16 protein-coding genes and 2 tRNA genes are annotated in these 19,444 nt (G+C 60.1%); 3 read left to right on the top strand and 15 right to left on the bottom strand.

Annotation, left to right across the window (positions count from 1 at the left end; all coding sequences use genetic code 11):
* Window positions 1–4: 4 nt before the first annotated feature.
* The 12 genes from K3174_RS02645 to recJ form a co-directional block, all read right to left on the bottom strand.
* Complete coding sequence (locus K3174_RS02645; protein WP_221555331.1) at window positions 5–976, bottom strand: META domain-containing protein; 972 nt, start codon at window positions 974–976, stop codon at window positions 5–7.
* A 62-nt stretch (window positions 977–1,038) separates the two neighbouring features.
* Window positions 1,039–1,725 carry a phosphate regulon transcriptional regulator PhoB gene (gene phoB / locus K3174_RS02640; RefSeq protein WP_221555418.1) on the bottom strand — a complete coding sequence of 229 codons (687 nt, stop codon included), beginning with the start codon at window positions 1,723–1,725 and terminating at the stop codon, window positions 1,039–1,041.
* A gap of 70 nt (window positions 1,726–1,795) precedes the next feature.
* Window positions 1,796–2,467 carry a phosphate signaling complex protein PhoU gene (gene phoU / locus K3174_RS02635; protein WP_221555330.1) on the bottom strand — a complete coding sequence of 224 codons (672 nt, stop codon included), beginning with the start codon at window positions 2,465–2,467 and terminating at the stop codon, window positions 1,796–1,798.
* A 13-nt stretch (window positions 2,468–2,480) separates the two neighbouring features.
* Window positions 2,481–3,227, bottom strand: coding sequence for a phosphate ABC transporter ATP-binding protein PstB (gene pstB, locus K3174_RS02630; protein ID WP_221555417.1), 747 nt, complete (start codon window positions 3,225–3,227; stop codon window positions 2,481–2,483).
* Between the two features lie 38 nt (window positions 3,228–3,265).
* Complete coding sequence (gene pstA, locus K3174_RS02625; protein WP_221555329.1) at window positions 3,266–4,516, bottom strand: phosphate ABC transporter permease PstA; 1,251 nt, start codon at window positions 4,514–4,516, stop codon at window positions 3,266–3,268.
* Entirely contained in the window at window positions 4,509–5,894 is a 1,386-nt protein-coding gene (gene pstC, locus K3174_RS02620) for a phosphate ABC transporter permease subunit PstC (RefSeq protein WP_221555328.1), read from the bottom strand. The genes pstA and pstC overlap by 8 nt, the downstream gene beginning before the upstream one ends.
* Window positions 5,895–5,910: 16 nt before the next feature.
* Window positions 5,911–6,957, bottom strand: coding sequence for a substrate-binding domain-containing protein (locus tag K3174_RS02615; protein ID WP_221555327.1), 1,047 nt, complete (start codon window positions 6,955–6,957; stop codon window positions 5,911–5,913).
* Window positions 6,958–7,050: 93 nt separating this feature from the next.
* Entirely contained in the window at window positions 7,051–8,349 is a 1,299-nt protein-coding gene (locus tag K3174_RS02610; protein ID WP_221555326.1) for an OprO/OprP family phosphate-selective porin, read from the bottom strand.
* 134 nt (window positions 8,350–8,483) lie between these two features.
* Window positions 8,484–9,671, bottom strand: a complete 1,188-nt coding sequence (locus K3174_RS02605) for a sensor histidine kinase (protein ID WP_221555325.1) — start codon at window positions 9,669–9,671, stop codon at window positions 8,484–8,486.
* A gap of 65 nt (window positions 9,672–9,736) precedes the next feature.
* Window positions 9,737–9,811: transfer RNA gene (locus K3174_RS02600), tRNA-Glu, on the bottom strand.
* Window positions 9,812–9,858: 47 nt separating this feature from the next.
* Window positions 9,859–9,933: transfer RNA gene (locus K3174_RS02595), tRNA-Glu, on the bottom strand.
* An 81-nt stretch (window positions 9,934–10,014) separates the two neighbouring features.
* Window positions 10,015–11,796 carry a single-stranded-DNA-specific exonuclease RecJ gene (gene recJ / locus K3174_RS02590; RefSeq protein WP_221555324.1) on the bottom strand — a complete coding sequence of 594 codons (1,782 nt, stop codon included), beginning with the start codon at window positions 11,794–11,796 and terminating at the stop codon, window positions 10,015–10,017.
* Window positions 11,797–11,874: 78 nt separating this feature from the next.
* Here recJ and K3174_RS02585 point away from each other — a divergent pair, with 78 nt between their 5' ends.
* The gene (locus K3174_RS02585) at window positions 11,875–12,360 is read left to right on the top strand and encodes a flavodoxin family protein (RefSeq protein WP_221555416.1); all 486 of its coding nucleotides are present in this window, start codon (window positions 11,875–11,877) and stop codon (window positions 12,358–12,360) included.
* Between the two features lie 88 nt (window positions 12,361–12,448).
* The gene (locus tag K3174_RS02580) at window positions 12,449–13,261 is read left to right on the top strand and encodes a hypothetical protein (RefSeq protein WP_221555323.1); all 813 of its coding nucleotides are present in this window, start codon (window positions 12,449–12,451) and stop codon (window positions 13,259–13,261) included.
* Here K3174_RS02580 and K3174_RS02575 read toward each other — a convergent pair.
* Both K3174_RS02575 and K3174_RS02570 read right to left on the bottom strand, forming a co-directional pair.
* Window positions 13,258–14,226: an NAD(P)H-dependent flavin oxidoreductase gene (locus K3174_RS02575; protein WP_221555322.1), complete on the bottom strand. Its 969-nt coding sequence runs from the start codon at window positions 14,224–14,226 to the stop codon at window positions 13,258–13,260. The genes K3174_RS02580 and K3174_RS02575 overlap by 4 nt on opposite strands.
* An 81-nt stretch (window positions 14,227–14,307) precedes the next feature.
* Window positions 14,308–15,357: an amidohydrolase family protein gene (locus K3174_RS02570; protein ID WP_221555321.1), complete on the bottom strand. Its 1,050-nt coding sequence runs from the start codon at window positions 15,355–15,357 to the stop codon at window positions 14,308–14,310.
* A 304-nt stretch (window positions 15,358–15,661) separates the two neighbouring features.
* Here K3174_RS02570 and K3174_RS02565 point away from each other — a divergent pair, with 304 nt between their 5' ends.
* Entirely contained in the window at window positions 15,662–17,506 is a 1,845-nt protein-coding gene (locus tag K3174_RS02565; RefSeq protein ID WP_221555320.1) for a sensor domain-containing diguanylate cyclase, read from the top strand.
* Here the strand turns inward: K3174_RS02565 and leuA are convergent.
* Window positions 17,503–19,185 carry a 2-isopropylmalate synthase gene (leuA, locus tag K3174_RS02560; protein WP_221555319.1) on the bottom strand — a complete coding sequence of 561 codons (1,683 nt, stop codon included), beginning with the start codon at window positions 19,183–19,185 and terminating at the stop codon, window positions 17,503–17,505. The two genes, K3174_RS02565 and leuA, sit on opposite strands and share 4 nt — an antisense overlap.
* Window positions 19,186–19,444: the final 259 nt, after the last annotated feature.

The raw sequence follows: 19,444 nt of genomic DNA, 5'->3' as shown, positions 1-19,444 counted from the left end.
GCGGCTAGGCGCAATCCACTTCACGCGTTTTGGAGTGATCGTCGGACTGCTCCCGGGAACCGCATTGCGCGCGCGAAAGAACGAGTCCGATATTATCGTTGGAGAGGAGGATCTCCCGATCTCCCGCCCATTCGACCAGCGGACTGGCATGAAGGACACTCATGACATCCCATTGCACCGGCATATCGATTGAGCCCGGTCGTGGTTCGGAAAGTTCGGCGCAGGAGGCTTCCGGCAGCTCCGGTGCGGGAGGGCCGGAAATCTTCAGGAGCCTACCTTCTTCGGTGTAGCGGTAGCCGAAATCATACTGCGGGCAGCGTGTATAGCCCGCCTGCCCATCCGAGAAAACGATGCGACCTGGGACATCCGACAAGCCGATCCCGGCATAACCATTGCCTTCCAGATAGCGTGTAACGCCGATCAATCGCCATTCGCCGGTAAGATCACCGGGAAGAGGAAGGAAGTCCAGCCGCCGCTGATCGGGTCGCTGAAGTACCAGCTCTTCACCCTCTGCACTAAGCAGGAGCTTGCCGTCTGGCAGGCGCCTGACGCTTGGAGACTTGTCGAAGAATCCAAAGAGTGCTGCGTCGCGCGCCTCGCGCTCCGGCCCGCAGCCCATGAGGGTCTGGATGCGGTCACCTGGTTGAGGTTTGAACGTTCCATCCACTACCGTGCCCGTAGCGCCAGAAGAGTTGCATTCGATCTTTAGTGCGACGCCGCGTTCGGTGAAATCTGCAAAAGCTACCCGCGTCGCGCCCGACAGCCTCGCCGGCTCATACCCGTCGAACCTGACTATGTCCCACTTGCCGTCGATCTCGCGACTGCTGGCAACGGGCGTGCCACTGGATGGCGCATATCCCTCTGCGGACGCAACTCCGCCGTTACTCTCTTCGTCGTCCTGAACTGCCGGAATGCATGCGAATATGGCAGCCGTACAGCAGCAGGCGAGGATTGCGGCAACGGGCTTAGCGAACATCGGCGTTCTCCAATGGGAGGAACGCTAAACGACTGCGCCTGTTTCGGTGCTGAACACGATGCTCACGCCTCGAGCGAGTAACCCGCGCTCCGCACTGTACGCACTGGATCCTTCGCGCCGTCGATTTCGATCGCCTTTCGCAGTCGGCGGATATGCACATCGACCGTGCGCAATTCGATCTCGCTTTCGGTGCCCCATACGCCGTCGAGCAATTGGCCCCGACTGAACACCCGACCCGGGCTTTCCATGAAAAACTTCAGTAGGCGATATTCGGTTGGGCCAAGCTGCAGCGTGCGGCCACGCCGCGTAACCTTATGCGCCACCGGATCGAGCGTAATGTCACCCACTTCTATGCTTTCACCAGCAAGAGCGGGGCGGATCCTGCGCATTACGGCGGATACCCGGGCCAACAGTTCGCGAGGAGAGAAGGGCTTGGTCAGGTAATCGTCGGCACCAGTATCGAGGCCCCGAACGCGGTCATCCTCCGCTTCGCGCGCAGTGAGCATGATGATAGGAACGTGAGCCGTTTCCTTGTCGCGGCGCAACCGGCGGCAAACCTCGATCCCACTGGTGCCTTCGATCATCCAATCGAGAATCACCAAATCCGGAACGTCCTCAGCGGCCAGCAATAATGCTTCGTCGCCATCCGAGGTCGTGCGGACCTGGTAGCCTTCGTTGTTGAAGCGATACTCGAGCAGCTCGGAGAGGGCCGGATCGTCCTCTACCAGCAATAGTTTGGCGGCGTGCAAATCCTGGCCTTTCCGGGAGTTCTCTATCTCGGTCGGCACGGCTTTATGACCTCTGCACTACAGTTTTGTGTCAACTGTCTTCGTCGGGAGGATAGTTTCCGGTTGCCGCAAAATGCACCATTTCCGCAACATTAGTCGCATGATCGCCAACCCGCTCCAGGTTGCGAGCTATGAAAAGCATTTGCGCGGCACTCGAAATGGTCGAAGGATTTTCAACCATATGGCTGACTAGATTACGGAAAATGGAATTATAGAACGCGTCTACCTTTTCGTCGGTCGCGATGACTTCGCGGGCGAGTTCGGCATCGCGCGCGGCATAGGCGGTCAGTACATCATGGACCATTTCGGCGGCTACCTCAGCCATTGCGGGCAGTAGCGTGAGCGGCTCGAACTGCTTGCGATTGCCACCGATCTGCTTGCTCGCCTTGGCGATGTTCTTCGAATAGTCGCCGATCCGTTCGACCACGCCGGCAATTTTGAGCGCGGCGATAACTTCGCGCAAGTCGTCTGCCATAGGCGCGCGCAGGGCAATAATGCGTACGGCGAGCTTGTCGATCTCGGTCTCCAGCGCGTCAATCTTCTTGTCACCCTTGATGACCTGGTCGGCAAGGTCGTCGTCGCCCTTAACCAAGGCTTCGAGTGAACGTTCGACAGCGGCTTCTGCAAGCCCACCCATTTCTGCGATGAGGCCCCGGAGGCGGGTGATGTCTTCGTCGAAGGCCTTTACAGTATGTTCTTGCATGGGATTCATGACCTTATCCGTAGCGCCCAGTAATGTAATCCTGCGTGCGCTGTTCGTGCGGATTGGTAAATATGTCAGAAGTACGACCATACTCCACCATCTTTCCTAGGTGGAAAAAGGCAGTGCGTTGGCTGACCCGCGCGGCTTGCTGCATGGAATGCGTAACGATCACGATAGCATAGCGACCGTTGAGCTCGGCAATCAGTTCCTCGATTTTTGCCGTCGCAATGGGGTCCAGGGCCGAACAGGGTTCGTCCATCAGGATGACTTCAGGGTCTACGGCAATGGCGCGCGCAATGCATAGGCGCTGCTGCTGTCCGCCCGAAAGCGCGGTTCCGCTGTCCTGTAGGCGATCCTTGACCTCTTCCCACAAGCCGGCGCGTTTGAGAGACTTTTCGACGATTGCGTCGAGCTCGTCCTTGCCTTCGGCAAGACCGTGAATCTTGGGGCCGTAAGCGATGTTGTCGTAGATCGACTTGGGAAAGGGGTTCGGTTTCTGGAACACCATCCCTACGCGGGCGCGCAGTTGAACCACGTCCATGCCGGACCGATAGATGTCCTGCCCGTCAAGATCGATCTCACCCTCGACCCGAGCGGACGGTATGGTGTCGTTCATCCGATTGAGCGTGCGCAGAAAAGTAGATTTGCCGCAGCCGGACGGGCCGATGAAAGCCGTGACATATTCGGTAGGTATGTCGATCGAGACCTCATCGATCGCCTTCTTGTCTCCGTAAAACACAGAGACACTCTTGGCGCTCATCTTGGCTTGGGTCTTCTCGAGGTTGTCGTGGACTACGGTCACCAGGTTTTCTCGAATTTGTTACGCAGGTAAATGGCGAGCCCGTTCATCACGAGCAGGAACAACAATAGCACGATGATCGCCGCGCTGGTGCGTTCTACGAAACCGCGGTCGATTTCGTCCGACCACAGGAATATCTGCATTGGGAGCACCGTTGCGGGCGAGGCGAAGCCATCGGGCGGCGTCGCAACGAAGGCGCGCATGCCGATCATCAGCAGCGGCGCGGTCTCCCCAAGTGCGCGTGCCATACCGATGATCGTTCCCGTGAGAATGCCGGGCAGGGCGAGTGGTAGCACATGATGGAACACCACCTGCACGGGCGATGCTCCGATTGCCAGGGCGCCGTCGCGGATGCTGGGCGGCACGGCTTTGATCGCATTGCGCCCGGCGATGACGATGACTGGCATGGTCATGAGAGCCAGCGTCATGCCCCCGATAACTGGCGCCGAGCGCAAGTTCGGGAACATCGTCAGGAAAACCGCCAGGCCGAGCAGGCCGAAGATGATCGAGGGGACCGCCGCAAGGTTGTTGATCGACAGCTCGATCAGATCCGTCCACCGGTTCTTGGGTGCATATTCCTCGAGGTAGAGCGCCGCGAGGACGCCGATCGGAAAGGCGAGCAGAAGAGTGACGATCATCGTCAACATCGAGCCCTTAAGCGCGCCCCAGATCCCCACTTGCTGCGGATCCGTCGCGTCCGAACGGGAGAGGAAGCCCGGATCGAAATTCTTGGCGATCAGACCTTTCTCGGACAGCTGCGCCGCCAAGGCCTGCATTTCCGATGACCCTTCGCCCTGATATCCCGAAGCGAGACCAGCGGATGCCGGGAGCCAGAAATTTGCCTCTCCGCGCAGGATTGACGGATCGGCTGCGATCGCATCAGCCACATCGCGCCATGCCTGACTGCCAAACTGAGAGGCGGCTTCGTCGCCCAGATGCTCTTCGGCAAAAAACTGGACCACATCCCGCAGCCCCTGCGCTTCCAGCGCCTGCGTGGCCCCTGGCTGCTGCATGGTCGATGGGTCGGCGGCGATCCCGGCCTGGGTGAAATCGATCGGCACTTCCAGCTCGACACGCTGGAAACCGCCAATACCGTTCAAGGTCATCGTGCCGAGCAGAAAGACCAGCACCGCGACCGAAAAAAGGATCGATGTCAGACCGAGTGCCTTGAACCGCCGTTCCGCAGCATAGCGCTTCTTAAGCCTTGCCTCGAAGGCAGTCGTACGCGTTGGGGCGATACGCTCACTCATAAGCTTCTCGGTACCTCTTGACGACGCTGAGCGCGATGAAGTTTAGCCCCAACGTAACCATGAACAGCACAAAGCCGAGAGCGAATGCGCTCAGCGTGGCGGGGTGGTCGAAGCTGCCTTCGCCGGTCAGCATGGCAACGATCTGCACCGTTACCGTGGTCATCGCCTCGAGTGGATTGCCGGAGAGGTTGGCGGCCGTGGAGGCGGCCATCACCACGATCATCGTTTCGCCGATCGCGCGGCTTACGGCGAGCATGATGCCCGCCACGATGCCGGGCAGGGCAGCCGGGACGAGTACGCGACGGATCGTTTCACTGGTTGTCGCCCCCATAGCCAGGCTGCCATCGCGCATAGCCTGTGGTACAGCGGCTATGCTGTCGTCCGCCATGGATGACACGAAAGGAATAATCATCACACCCATTACGAGACCGGCCGCTAGAGCGCTCTCGCTCGACGGGTTTGTGGCGCCTAGCGAGAGCGCGACATCGCGAATAGCGGGGGCGATGGTAAGCGCGGCGAAATAGCCGTAGACTACGGTCGGCACGCCAGCGAGAATTTCGAGAGCAGGCTTGATCCACCTGCGCAACGCCGGATTGGCGTATTGCGTCAGATAGATGGCGCTCATCAATCCGAGAGGGATGGCGACTATCATCGCTATGATCGCGCCTATGAACAATGTTCCCCAGAACAGCGGGACTGCGCCGTAGCGGCTGCTGTCGGGGTTTTCGGGGCTGGCCATGGGGTCTGGACCCCAGTGGGTGCCGAACAGGAAATCCACAGGCGAAACCATCCCGAAGAAGCGGATCGTTTCGAAGACCAGGCTGGCGAGGATGCCGATGGTGGTTAGGATGGCGACAAGCGATGCGCCGAGCAGAATCGCCATAACGATCCGCTCTACCTTGGTGCGGGCCGCGAAATCGGGCCTAAGGCGCAGGAAAGCCCATACACCGCCCAGGAAGGCGATGAGCAGCGTCACGACAATGCCGATGAGGTTGTAGTGCGACAAGGCCTCGCGATAGGGCTCGACCAGACCGGCGGCCTCGGGGTTGAATACCGCAGGTGCCGCGCCGGTGGCGACGGCGCGCGCTTCGTTGAGCATCGTCTGCCGCTGGAATCCAAAGGCGGGCAGGTCCGCGGCGGCGGGGCTTGCAAGCACCGACTGGCTGACCAGGCCGGGAGCAATCGCACTCCACAGGGCGACGAATGCGAGCACGGGAAGGACTATCCACAGCGCGACATACCACGCGTGGTAGTTGGGCAGGCTTGGCAGCCTGCCATCGGGGCTCGCGCGCCGGAAAGCCCAGGCACGCGCCCGGGCCGCCAACCATCCGGCGAGCCCGAGCCCGAGGGCCAGGAGAAGCAGGATAGCTGGCGACATAGTGTGCTTTCAGACCTTATTTGAGCTGCGCGCCGTCGAGCGTTGTGAACTCGGTAGCCGCCTTCTGATTGGTCGCCATAACGTCGTCGGGCGATGCGACAAGACCAATCTTTGCCAGCTCCCCATCCCTGGCCCACATCGTGGTCCACTGGGCCAGATATTGCTTCAGGCCGGGGATCGCGTCGAGATGCGCTTTCTTGACATAGACGTAGAGCGGGCGCGCTCCCGGATATTCGAAGCTCGAGATGTTTTCATAGGTCGGGGCAACACCGTTCATGTTGAGCCCCTGAACCTTGTCGGCATTCTCTTCGAGATAGCTGTAGCCGAAGATACCTACAGCATTCGGATTGCCCTCTATCTTCTGCACGATCAGATTATCCTGCTCGCCCTGATCGACATAGGCACCATCCGAACGAACTTCGGTACAAAGCTGGGCATACCGATCTTCGTCGGTTTCCTCGAGCGCTTCCATATCAGCATTGGTCGTGCAGCCGACCTCCAGCACCAGTTCCTTGAGAGCGTCGCGCGTGCCGGAGGTGGATGGCGGGCCATATACGAGAATGGGTTGGTTCGGGAGCGAAGGATCGACATCCGACCAGTTCTTGGTGGTCTGTTCCCCTCCATAGGGCGAAGTGGCCAAGGCCTCGTAGACCTGTTTGGGGGTGAGGTTCATGGTAATGCCACCCTTGGCGGAAGCGAACGCGATCCCGTCGAGGCCGACCTGTATTTCCACTATGTCGGTGACGCCGTTGGCCTGGCAGTCCGCGAATTCAGCTGCCTTCATGCGGCGCGACGCATGGGTCATGTCGGGTGTGTTCGCACCGACGCCAGCGCAAAAAAGTTTCAATCCGCCGCCAGTGCCCGTCGATTCAATGATCGGCGATTTGAAATCGGGGTTCGACCGGACGAACGCCTCCGATACCGCCTTGGCGAAGGGAAAGACGGTCGAGGATCCGACAGCGCGGATGGAATCGCGCGAACCAGCATCGCCACCAGCACTGCCGCAGGCAGCAAGAGCACAGGCCGAAACCGCTGCGAAGATGAGGGATTTGGTCTTGGTCATGAAAAGCCCCTTGGATTGATTGCTAGCGGCGCCAAAGCGCCTCAATGTTACATGGTTGCGACAAAAAATTGACCTGTGCGCCTATCGGCCGGATCAAAAGTCGATCTGAGCCCGCAAGCCTAGGGCATCGACCCCATAGAAGGTATCGCCGGTCGCGGTCGCGATCACCGCATCGGTGTATTGGAGGCGGCCATAATTCACGATTAGGGCGGTATGGCCAGTCGGCTTCCAGATCAGCGACGCGAGATAGCCGGCCTGCACGCCGCCGAGGATCCCCGAATCATTGAGGTCCAGATGGTCGTAGCGGATATTGAACTGAAGCGACCCCGGACCTCCATCGCCAACCGGGCGGCTCGGTTTGGTGCGCTCGAACTTGCCGCCGCCATATCCACGCGTATCGTCGGTCAGGAAAAGGCCTGCCTCCAAATACCCGCCAAAAAATGCCGGATCGCTGGACGAGCTAGCTATGTCGACCGATTGCCAAAAACCTTCCGCGGCGACGTGGAAACGGCCGGCAATAGCGGCGGCTTCGAGTCCGAAACCGCTTTCGCTATCGGCACCCAGGTCTCCGGTATCGACAAATCGTTCAGCGGTGAAATGAACCAGTGGACGCTGACGGTACCGCAGGCTGGAGGCTGGATCGTCGAGATGGGTGTAGTGGAAAGACGCGCCGAAATGCAGTTGGGCAGGGCCCGATTTTGGCATGAATACCACGCGGGCATCGGCACTGCGGTTCTTGCTCGACATATCTTCAAGATCGTCGGTGAAAATACCTGCCTGTAGAAGAAAGTTTCCCTTTGAATAGCTTGCCGAAGCGCCCAGCCGGCGTTCGAAACCGAAAGCGTCGGTGAAAGCGGCTCGTTCGATGAAGGTCGTATCCAGACTGCTGGTCAGTTCTTCGAGGGACTGAAAATTGTTGTGCTGGCCGACGATAATCTCCAGCGGACCATCGCTGTAGGTCAGATAGGCGTCTGTCGCCTGGACTTCGTCGCCGGCAAAATCGAACTCGAACTTGTAGCCGAAGCCGCCGGGAATGTTGCCGGATGCGCCGAGGCGTGCCCGACGCAGCTCATTGCCGAAGCCTTCGCTCGCACCTGCCGCATCCGGCACATCGGTGAAGCCCGCATCGAACATAAGGCGGCCGCGCGGCTCGAAGCTCCAACTGTCCTCTTGGATCAGATCGTCCCGGGCGGGCTCAGACTCAGCTATTTCTACGCCAGTCGCCGCGTCAGTTTTGGCTGTATCTGTCCCGTCGGCATCAGTAGCGGCGAGCGGCTGCGTGCGCGAGGCGGACAGGTCTTCCGCCGAAAGATCGGCCTCCTGTGCAAATAGAGGATGTATCGAAAAACAGCAGAACGCGGCGGCCGCGGGGATGCGGAGGGCGGGGGCCATCGAAGCTTATCCGTTGACGTGGAGATTGCTAATCAGCGACCGCATTATGACCAATAAATTACATTAAAGTGACAGTCGATGTGCAAAATACTGCCTGCCCTACCATCGATGACCGAGCCAGCGCGGATTGTAGATCAAGCGATTTCGCTGCTCTTCTCGATAGGCAGGGTCACCGTAACGCGCGTGCCTTCACCAAGCGTGCTGTCGATGTCCAGACGGCCGCGATGACGTTCTACGATATGCTTCACGATAGCAAGGCCGAGACCGGTTCCGCCCGACGCCCGGCTCCGGCCGGGATCGGTACGATAAAAGCGTCGCGTAAGGTGCGGGATATGCTCGGCTGCGATGCCTTCGCCCCGATCGGTCACCGTCAGGCGGACCCTGTTTTCTCCCTTTGGATGCAGCCTCACGGTCACTTGCTGGCCTGGCGCGCCATATTTGAAGCCGTTGTCCACAAGATTGCGCACCAGCTGTTCGAGTTGCTGCTGATCGCCGCGGACCGCGAATTCGTCAGCCGCCTCGAAATCGATCAGGTCCGACCGTTCACCACCGGCAGCATCGTTGGCGGCGCGTTCCGCCAGCCTGGCGAATTCTACTGTATCGCTAGGAAGGTCGTGCTTTTCGGCTTCGATGCGGGACAGCGACATAAGGTCGCTGACGAGTTCTTGCAATCGCCTTGCCTCGCGCTGGATCGTGCCGAGAAACTTGTCCGCCATCGGCGGGTCGAGATTCTCGACATCTTCGCGCAGGGTTTCGACATAGCCGATGATCGAGGCCAGCGGCGTGCGCAATTCGTGGCTTGCATTGGCCACGAAATCGGTATGCGCGCGGGAGATGTCAGCTTCGGCTGTTTTGTTCACGAATTCGATAACTGCAAGATCGCCGGGAAGCGTTTTGCGATTGATCTTCCAGATATCCGTTCGACGCGTCAGGCCCCGTACGACCGCCCCGCCTTCGGCATCTCTCTCCAGCAATCGGACCGCTTCGGGCTGGCGCAATGCCATGCGCACATCCTGGCCGACGATATGGCCGCCAAGCAGGGTGCGAGCCGAAAGGTTCGCGATCACGACCCGATCGCGTTCGGTGATGACTACCGGCGTTTCGGACTGTTCGAAGAGGTCGGCCATGTTGTCGCGCGTGAACGCGGGGCCCGCGGGAGCCACCTTGGCCTGCGGCGGGCGAGCCGCGACGAGATACAACGATCCGATCCAGACGATAAGGACCGACCCGACATATATGAGGTCCACGTCAAGCGCCGCAAGGATCGTGCAGGCGACGAGCGCCAGTACGAATCCCGACCATGGAAACCTTCGCTCGCTCATTGTGGGCGCCGCTTAGCGACGTGCAGCTATGCGCGCCACCCGATTTGTTTCTCTATATGTGGAAGTGGTGACCCGTACGGGAATCGAACCCGTGTTTCAGCCGTGAAAGGGCCGCGTCCTAACCGCTAGACGAACGGGCCACATCAGTGGCGCTTTTGTGCGGATTGCCAATGCAATACCGCCACCATGGTGACCCGTACGGGAATCGAACCCGTGTTTCAGCCGTGAAAGGGCCGCGTCCTAACCGCTAGACGAACGGGCCACACCCGCATTGCGGGTCGGTGGCGTGGCGGGCCAATTAGGCGCGGGGCCTCGGGCCGTCAACCCTCGAATGCACGCATTTTCACCGATCCGCCCAGGCTGCGTCCTCGAGGTGGAGTTCGGCTTGCGGCCTGCTGCCCCAATCGTCGATCTTTACGCGGCCGGCGAGCCAGAGTTTCCGGCCGCGCGACGAGTGGAGCAGCGTTTGCCCCATTTCGCTGTCAACAGCGCGAAAGGCGATTCCCTTGAAGGTCTTGCCATCGTCTCCTGCGGCTATCAGTCGAACGTGATCGGTTCCCACTATGTCGCATTTGACCAGCCGAACCGGACCGACCGCAACGCGAGGGCCAGGCCAGCCGACGCCGAACGGCCCGGCACCTTCGAGCGCGTCGACCAGTTCAGGCGTCAATCCGCCAGGCGAGACCGCGAGATCGAGTGAGAGTTCGCGACTCGCCGAGGCGCGGGCGACTTGTCCCTCGAGCGTTGTGTCGAGCCAGTCGGCAAGGTCGTCGATCCTGTTGCTGGCGACGGTCAGCCCGGCTGCCATGGCGTGTCCGCCGCCGGCAATCAGCAGACCTTCGTCTCGAGCTCGGATGATCGCGGCACCAAGATCGACCCCAGCGATCGAGCGGCCAGAGCCCTTGCCGGTTTCACCATCGAGCGCGATGACCAGCGAAGGTTTGCCGGTCTTCTCCTTGATGCGGCCAGCCACGATGCCGATTACGCCGGGGTGCCAGTCCTTCCCCGCCAGCAGGTGCACCGCACGATTGTGTTGCGATGCAAGCTGTTCTTCGGCCGCCTCCTGCACGGCCGCTTCGATGGCGCGGCGCTCATCGTTCAGTGCGGAAAGCTGTGCCGCGATCTCGCGGGCCTCGTCCGCATCGTGGGTTGTCAGCAGGCGCACCCCCAATGTCGATTCCCCGACTCTACCGCCCGCATTGATGCGCGGACCCAAGGCGAAGCCGAGATCGGAACATGCCGGAGCCCGCTTAAGGCGACTGGCATCGATCAGCGCTGACATGCCGATATTGTCGCGTCTCGCCATGACCTTGAGCCCTTGCGCAACGAAGGCCCGGTTGAGTCCGTGCAATGCGGCAACGTCGGCCACGGTGCCGAGTGCGACAACGTCGAGCAGCGCCAGCAGGTCGGGTTCCTTGCGGTCGACGAAATGGTCCCGCTCGCGCAGTGTCCTTACAAGCGCTATCGCAAGCAGGAACGCCACACCGACGGCGGCGAGATGCCCGTGCGATGCGGCTTCGTCCTGTTCGTCCAATCGGTTCGGATTGACCAGCGCCACCGTCTTTGGGAGGTCTGCCGCGCATTTGTGGTGGTCTACCACGATCACGTCGATGCCCGCTTCGTGTGCCGCGCCCAGTGCTTCATGCGCCATCGCGCCGCAATCGACGGTCACGATCAGGCTCGAGCCTTCCTCGCCCAGTTTGACGAGGGCTTCGCCCGATGGGCCGTAGCCTTCGAGCAGGCGATCGGGGATGTAATAACCCGCCTCGACCCCGAGATCGTGCAGGAGACGGATCAGCAGGGCGGAACTGGTCGCCCCATCGACGTCGTAATCGCCGTAGATGGTGATTTTCTCGCCCGAGATGACCGCCTGGGCAATCCGGTCGGCGGCCGTGTCCATATCGCGGAACAGGGATGGGTCGGGCAGGAAATTCCGTAGTGTCGGGGTGCGATGGCGCTCGATATCGTCCGGCGCGACGCCTCTCGACAGCAGCAACTGGCGAACGATGTCGTCACCCAACGCGGGCCTGTTCCCCAGTTCCATGTTGCCGCCGCGCCAGTGCCAGGCGCGGCCTGTCAGCGAGTTGGAAACACCGAAGACGGGGGAAAGGGCGTGCGATGCCATGGATCGGCAATAGTCTTTCGCGTCCCGCAACGAAAGGTGCGCACATTGACAATCGACAGGCGCTGGCGATTGTGCGGCATGGCAAAACCGTCGCTGCTGATCATCTGGCACAGCCGTACCGGCACGAGCGAACAGCTGGCGCAGGCGGCCGCGGACGGCGCGGGCGAGGGCGGGGTTCTCATGCGCGCGAGCGATGTCGTGCCGGACGATCTGTTGATGGCCAGCGGCTATCTGTTCTGCTGCCCCGAAAATCTGGCGAGCATGAGCGGGGAGATGAAGGAGATGTTCGACCGCTGCTATTACCCCGTACTCGGCCGGATCGAAGGGCGCTCATTTGCCACGATCATCGCCGCCGGTTCGGATGGCGAGGGCGCCCAGCGGCAGATCGATCGCATCGCCACTGGATGGAGATTGAAGCGCGTTAGCGATCCGTGGATCGTCAAAACCGACGCGCAGGAGCGCGAGGATATCCTGGCCCCGAAAACCGTCGGCGCTCGCGAACTCGATCGGGCTTCGGAACTTGGCGCGGCGCTGGCCGAAGGTATCCGGCAAGGCATCTTCTAGCGTTTTTTCCTGCTCGATGCGCATCGAGGCTCGACGGATCGCCCGATTGCCGCCATGACCCGCAAGCGATCAGTTGGGGGCAGATTCGTTGACCGATCAAGTGTTTACGGGCGATCCGGGTAGATCGGAATTGCCCGGTCTTTTGCTGATGTTCGAACAGGGCGGCAGGCCCGGTCGCAAGGCGGTGCTGGCCGCATTGTCCGATATTCCTCGGGCCGTTGTCAGACACGATCCTGTGCCCGCCGCTTCGTCGCATGTTTCTGATTCAGCATCTCTGGCCTTCCCTTCCGAGGGATCGTTGGAGATACTCATCGATGGTCTGGCATTCGATCTTCTTGGCTTGCTCCCGGGTCCTTGGATTGTCCCACCGGCTATCGAGCACTTTGTCGAGCGGGCTCCCGACGATCTGATCGACTGCGAAGCCGTCGGTCTTTTTCCCAGCCCGCATGTTGCGGAAGGAGCGAACACGCTGCCGGTCGTCCGGACCATGCTGGGCCTTGCGGCGAAACTTGCAGCGAAGTTCGCAAGTGTGCGCGCAATCTGCTGGACGCCTGCACGCTCGGCCGTCTCACCGCCTACTTTTGTGGAGGCGGTCGATGTCTGGCTTCGAGGCGGGCAGTTTCCCGCGCCGGGTCTGTTTGCGCTGCGTCGCTCCGCCGATGGGAGCATCCGCAGCAACGGCCTGGCGTTCTTTGTCGGCAGTGAATTCACGATCGACGCGGACCTGTGCGGCGCGGATCGTGAAGCAACAGATGTCGCGGCCAGCGTCGCGCACGAACTGGTAGGGTTTGGAATGCCGGAATCCGCCAGGGAGTTCTCGCTCGACGACGCGACTATCGTCCAGCTCGAGCCCGATCATGCCAACCGAATGACAAGGGTGCGATACGCGCGGGCTAGCTAGGCAACCAGCCTGTTCAACGCCTCCTTTGCCGCGACATACTCTCGTTCGAGGCGAGATACGGTTTCTTCGACCGGTGCGCTCTTCGTCACTGTACCGATGCCCTGTCCCGAGCCCCAGATGTCCTTCCAGGCCTTGGCTTTGGTATTGCCGCCACTACCGAAGTTCATCTTGCTCGGATCGCTGACAGGTAGGTTGTCCGGATCGAGACCCGCCCCTTCGATGCTGGAACGCAAATAGTTGCCGTGAACCCCCGTAAACAGATTGGTATAGACGATACCATCGGCGCGGCCTTCGACGATAGCTTGTTTGTAGCGTTCGTCGGCATTGGCTTCCGTCGCCGCGATCCAGGGCGAACCTATGTAAGCGAAATCGGCCCCCAGCGCCTGGGCGCCAAGGATCGAGCGACCGTGCGCAATCGATCCCGAAAGGGCGATCAGGCCATCAAACCACTCGCGGATTTCCTGCATCAGCGCGAAGGGGCTGAGAACGCCCGCATGCCCCCCGGCACCCGCGGCCACGGGGATGAGCCCGGTAGCCCCCTTTTCGATCGCCTTGCGCGCGAACCGGTCATTGATCACGTCGTGCATGGTGATCCCGCCCCAGTTTGTGACGGCGTTGAACACTTCCTCGCGCGCGCCCAGCGAGGTTATGACCATCGGCACCTGCCATTTGGCGCAAGTCGCCATATCGGCGTCGAGCCGATCATTCGACTTGTGGACGATCTGGTTGACTGCATAGGGCGCCGCCGGCCGGTCGGGATGCTGGCGATTATGCGCCGCAAGTTCTTCCGTGATCTGGTGAAGCCATTCGTCGACCTGGCTTTGGGGGCGGGCGTTGAGAGCCGGGAAAGCGCCGACGATTCCTGCCTTGCACTGCGCGATGACCAATTCGGGGCCCGAGACGATGAATAGCGGCGAGCCGATGACCGGCAGACGCAGCTTGTCGAAGGGGGCGGGCAGGGTCATGGCAGGAGGGCTCCTCTCTCGTGTGATCGGCGACGGGTATGGCCCCTTCATGCGCTTGTCGAGGGTGACGTTACGTAAACGTCAAGCAACAGGCAGTACGTGCTCGATATCGTAAATGCGCGCCGCCGTGCCGGCGAAGAGCGCGTTCTTCTCTTCGTCACTGGCGTCTTTTGCGAGGCGCTTGAAAGCATTCCACAGCACCGGATAGCTCGCGCCCCAACGATCTACGGGATAATTCGATTCGAACATGGCCCTGTTCGCTCCGAACGCCTCGATGCATGTCTCGACATACGGACGCCATAGGCTTGCAAGATGTTCCGACCCGTGACCTTTGGCGGGGCCGTCTTCGGGCAAACCGCAGAAAGCCATCGCAAGGCCGCCGAGCTTTACCACGACATTGGGGCATTCTGCGAGCGCGTGGATCGATCGGCGCCAAATGTCGAAACGTTCGTGTAGCTTGCCACGATAGCTGGCGATATTGAGTGGTGTTCCGCAATGGTCGAGCACGATCTGCTGGTCCGGGAAGGCTCGAGCTAATTCGATCACGTCATCGAGCTGCGGTTCCAGGATCCATGCATCGAAGGTCAGGCCATATTCTGTATAGGCGGCAAAACCCGTGCGGAATGCATCGGCTCCGTAAAGTCCCTGCGGCGCGTGGAATGGCGGGCCGAGGACTGCGGGATCGGCATCCCAGGCTGCGGCGTGGCGAATGCCCTTGAAACGGCCATTGCCCGCGGTAATCAGTGCTTCGACAACCGGTTTGACCGCATCGCCTAAAGTCAGGTCTGCATGACCGACAATGGCGGCACAGGGGCGGTAATTTCCGTAAAGCCCGCTTGCGCCCTGAGCTGCGACCCCGTTGACGAACTCGACTTCGCCCACCGGTTTCATCGCTTCGTCCCGACTGGCATCGTAAAATGCGCCGCATTCCATGTAGACGGTACCGACTACCTTGTGGCCGCTTTGAATGTCGGAGTACAGTTCGTCGAACGTGTAATAGGCGGCCCCTGCAATTGCTTCAATGAAGTCGTGCCGCGGTTCGGGAAAAGCGGGGATCAGCGGCCTTAGGTCCCACAAATGGTGGTGTGGATCGATGATCGGCAGATCGGGCTCCAGTATATTCTCGGTCATCGACTGCGTATCCTCTCCCGTTTTGGCCTAAGCCTGTTTGCGCGTCGTTATGCTCACGCAGGCCCGATGGAACACATGCGACGCGTTGCTGACAAGCAAAATTGAAGGTGCCGCGCTCCGTTTGAAAATGTCCTGCAACTCGCTCGTCGAGAAAAGATCGAACCGCGTCCATTTGACCAATTCCTTTAACAGCTGAAGGTCATCGGCCGTCATCGGGCAGTGTTCGAACTCTTCGGCGCATTGGCCCGATCTACGGGATTTTGCGGAGCTGGCTTCCGTCGCGAGGTTAACACTGACCGGCTAGATGGATGCCATGGCAGCCGCACAACAGAAGATGCATCCAGCGACACGGATCTTCGTGTACGGGACATTGTTTTTCGGCGTTACGTGCTTCACGATTTTCTGGACCCGCTTTGCCGGTGGATTGGCGTTGGTTTGGCCAGGAACGGCGATCGCTGCAGCCCTGTTTCTTTCGGTTCCACAGTCGCGGCATCTGGGCACAGCAGTGCTTCTCGTCGGCTTGAGTACGTTGGCAACAAGTGTATTCGGTCTCGGGCCCGAATGGGCTTTCCCGCTCGCCACAATCAATATCTTCGAAGCCTGGTTTATAGCGTGGCTGCTGGTTCGTTTCCGGCCGGAACGCGATTACGTCGACAGCGAACAAGGAATAGTCTGGCTTGGCTTCCTCGCCGGCCTGGCCGGGCCCTTTGCCGCTGCGATACCCGGCAGCCTCGTGGTTATGCAGGTCGTTGGCGGCAACTGGCTGGAACACGCCTTCTCATGGGGAGTCGGTCACGGCCTGGGCACGCTTCTGGTTCTGCCGCTGGCTCTGCTGCTCGCCTCTTACCGGCAGCCGATCCCCGAGCCGATCCGAGGGCCTGGGCGGCTTCTGCCTTTCTTCGGCATTGTCCTCCTGACTCTCACCATCTCAGCCGTCGCATTCCTGCAATCCACTGTCCCAACACTTTTCTTGCCCATCGTACCACTGGTTCTTGCGAGTTTTTGCTTCGGTCGCTTCGGCGCGTCGGTGACCGTGCTCAACATAACGGTGTGTGCTGCCGTTTCGCTGGCAATGGACGTCGGCGTTTTCGCGCAACTCCACCTTGCACTGTGGCAGAAGGCCCTGTTCCTGCAATTTTATCTTAGCGTCCTGCTGCTGATATCTTTCCCGCTGGCCGTTGCTCTGAAACAGCGACAGCGCTTCATGGAAGAACTCGTTGATCGCGAGGCCATGCAACGGTTGATCGCAGACCATTCCGACGACGCATTGTTGCATCTGGATCGCGAAGGGACGATCCGTTTCGCATCACCGGCGTCGACCCGCCTTAGCGGTCTCGAAATCGTCGAAGGTCTGCCTCTTGCGGCTTTTTTCAGCGAGTTTGACAAGGAGATTGTTGCCAGCGCTCTCGTTTCCGCTGCGCATTATCGGGGGCACACGGAAATCATCGAACGTTCCGTGGAACGGAGTGGGCAGACCCGATGGCTGAAGGCCAAGTTGCGGGCGGTAGATGCGTCCAAGAAGCAAGCTTCCACTTTCGTTGTTACCATTCGTGACGTGACCGAGCGCAAACTCAACGAAATTCAGATATCATGGGAAGCCCGGACCGACGTGCTGACGGGCTTGCCGAACCGGCGAGCATTCCTCGACGTGCCGGAAGCCCAACTCGAGTTTGCCGACGAGCAGCCTTTCGGCTTCGCGCTGATCGACCTGGATCATTTCAAACGTGTCAACGACTCCTACGGCCATGCCGTGGGTGACAAGGTATTGAAGCAGGTCGCACAGATCATGCGCGAAAACACCACCGACGATTGCTTCTTCGCGCGACTGGGCGGAGAAGAGTTCGGCTTGATTGCGTGCGGGTCAGCTCTCGAGACCCTGTCGATCATCTGCGAGCGTCTCCGGCTCGCGATCCTGCGGTCCGCCATGACGGACAATGACGGTGGCCATTTCAACATCACCATGAGCATAGGAATAGCTCAAATTTCAGAACGTTGTAGTTCCTCGATGGCGATGCAGGCTGCTGACGGACCCCTTTATTCGGCGAAGGCAGCCGGTCGCAATTGTATCCGCCATGCACAGCACATGCGCCACTTTGCAGGGTCGTCCGTGCGCGATCGTTCGAGTTCTACTCTTATCGCCGTGCGCTAGGCAGGGCCGATGCCCGAATTTGCGGCGCTCAACACCGCCCTTACGCTTGCCGTCGCAACGTCCTCGTCTATGCCGCAACCCCAGATTACTTTTCCGTCCGCCGTGCGGCATTCCAGATAGGCGGCGGCTCGACTGTCACGTCCGGAAGTAAGTGCGTGCTCGGTGTAATCGACCACTTCCAGACTTAGGCCGAACGCATCTTCCACCGTCGTCAACACGGATGAGATAAGGCCGTTGCCCCGCCCAGATACGGTCTGCTCCTGGCCTTCAACCGCGATCGTGCCGGTAAAAAGGCGCGTTCCATCGCTGGCGCGTCGTTCCTCGTAATCCACGAGCTGGAAGTGCTTGTCCTCCGTGTGAACGTGATAGGCGGTTTTGAATGCATCCCAGATATCCGCAGCGTTCAGTTCGCGGCCTAGCTTGTCGGCCATCCGCTGGACATGCGGGCTGAAGTCGGCCTGCATCCTTTTGGGCAGTTTGAGACCCCTGTCCTGTTCGAGCACCCAGGCAAAACCGCCCTTGCCGGATTGCGAATTGACGCGGATGACCGCTTCGTAACTGCGACCCAGATCCGCCGGATCGATCGGCAGATAGGGCACGCGCCAATGCGGATCGTTTTGCGTTTCCAGCGCAGCGAACCCTTTCTTGATCGCATCCTGATGGCTGCCGGAAAATGCCGTGTAGACCAGTTCGCCCCCATAGGGATGACGCTGATGCACCGGTAGCGCGTTGCAGTACTCGACGGTTTCGATAACTCGGTCGATATCGGAAAAATCAAGAGCTGGATCAATGCCTTGAGTGTACATATTAAGCGCTATTGTAACGAGACAGCAATTGCCGGTGCGTTCTCCATTTCCAAACAGGCAGCCCTCGACACGGTCGGCGCCTGCCATCAGCGCCAGTTCAGCCGCGGCGACGCCGGTACCGCGATCGTTATGCGTGTGCAGGCTGATCACCGCGCTATCGCGATTGTGCAGGTTGCGGATGAAGTATTCGACCTGATCGGCGTAGATATTGGGTGTCGCCGCCTCGACCGTCGCGGGCAGGTTGAGAATGATGGGGTGATCTGGGGTGGGGGCGAGGACATTCATCACCGCCTCGCAGACCTCGAGGCTGTAATCGAGTTCGGCGGTCGAGAAGGTTTCCGGGCTATATTGGAAGTGCCAGTCGGTATCCGGCTGCTTTCCGGCCTCGTCGCGCATAATTTTGGCGCCGTTTACTGCGATTTCGCGGACCTGGTCCTTGGTCATGCCGAATACGACCTCTCGCCAAGCGGGACTTACGGCATTGTACAGGTGTACGATGGCCGCCCGCGCGCCCGCCAGGCTAGCGAAGCTGGTCCGGATCAGGTCTTCGCGGCTCTGGGTAAGCACCTGTACGAGCACGTCTTCGGGTACTCGGCCCGACTGGACGAGATCCGAGATGAAATCGAACTCCGTCGCGGCGGCGCTGGGAAAGCCGACTTCGATCTCCTTCACGCCGACTTCGATGAGCAGGTCGAAAAAGCGCCGCTTCTTGTGCGCGTCCATCGGGTCTACAATGGCCTGGTTGCCATCGCGCAAATCGGTCGACAACCAACGGGGTGGCGCCGTGATCGTGCGGCTCGGCCACTGCCGGTCGACAAGAGGCACTTGCGGAAAGGGCGAATATTTCGTGCTCGGGTTGCGGAGCATGGACATCGGCGTAACTCGGGGGCTGCGAAGGTCTGGAGCGGTGATCGGTCCCTTGGGCGCTCAGCGCGCCCGGGCAAGCACGCCAGCTATCACGCCCAAGGGCGTGTAAGTCGAAGGATAATCAGACCGAATGCGGTACGCATAGTCATTCCTATGCTGCGCCTTGGCGAGGTTGTAAAGCAAAAGAAGCTTGGGCATCGCAAGACATAATCTTACGTTTGGGAGATGGTATGACAGACGGACATTCGTTGTACGAGACGATGGG

The organism is Qipengyuania qiaonensis, assembly GCF_019711515.1.
GTDB lineage: Bacteria > Pseudomonadota > Alphaproteobacteria > Sphingomonadales > Sphingomonadaceae > Qipengyuania > Qipengyuania qiaonensis.
This window is presented reverse-complemented; position numbering and strand designations above follow the sequence as displayed.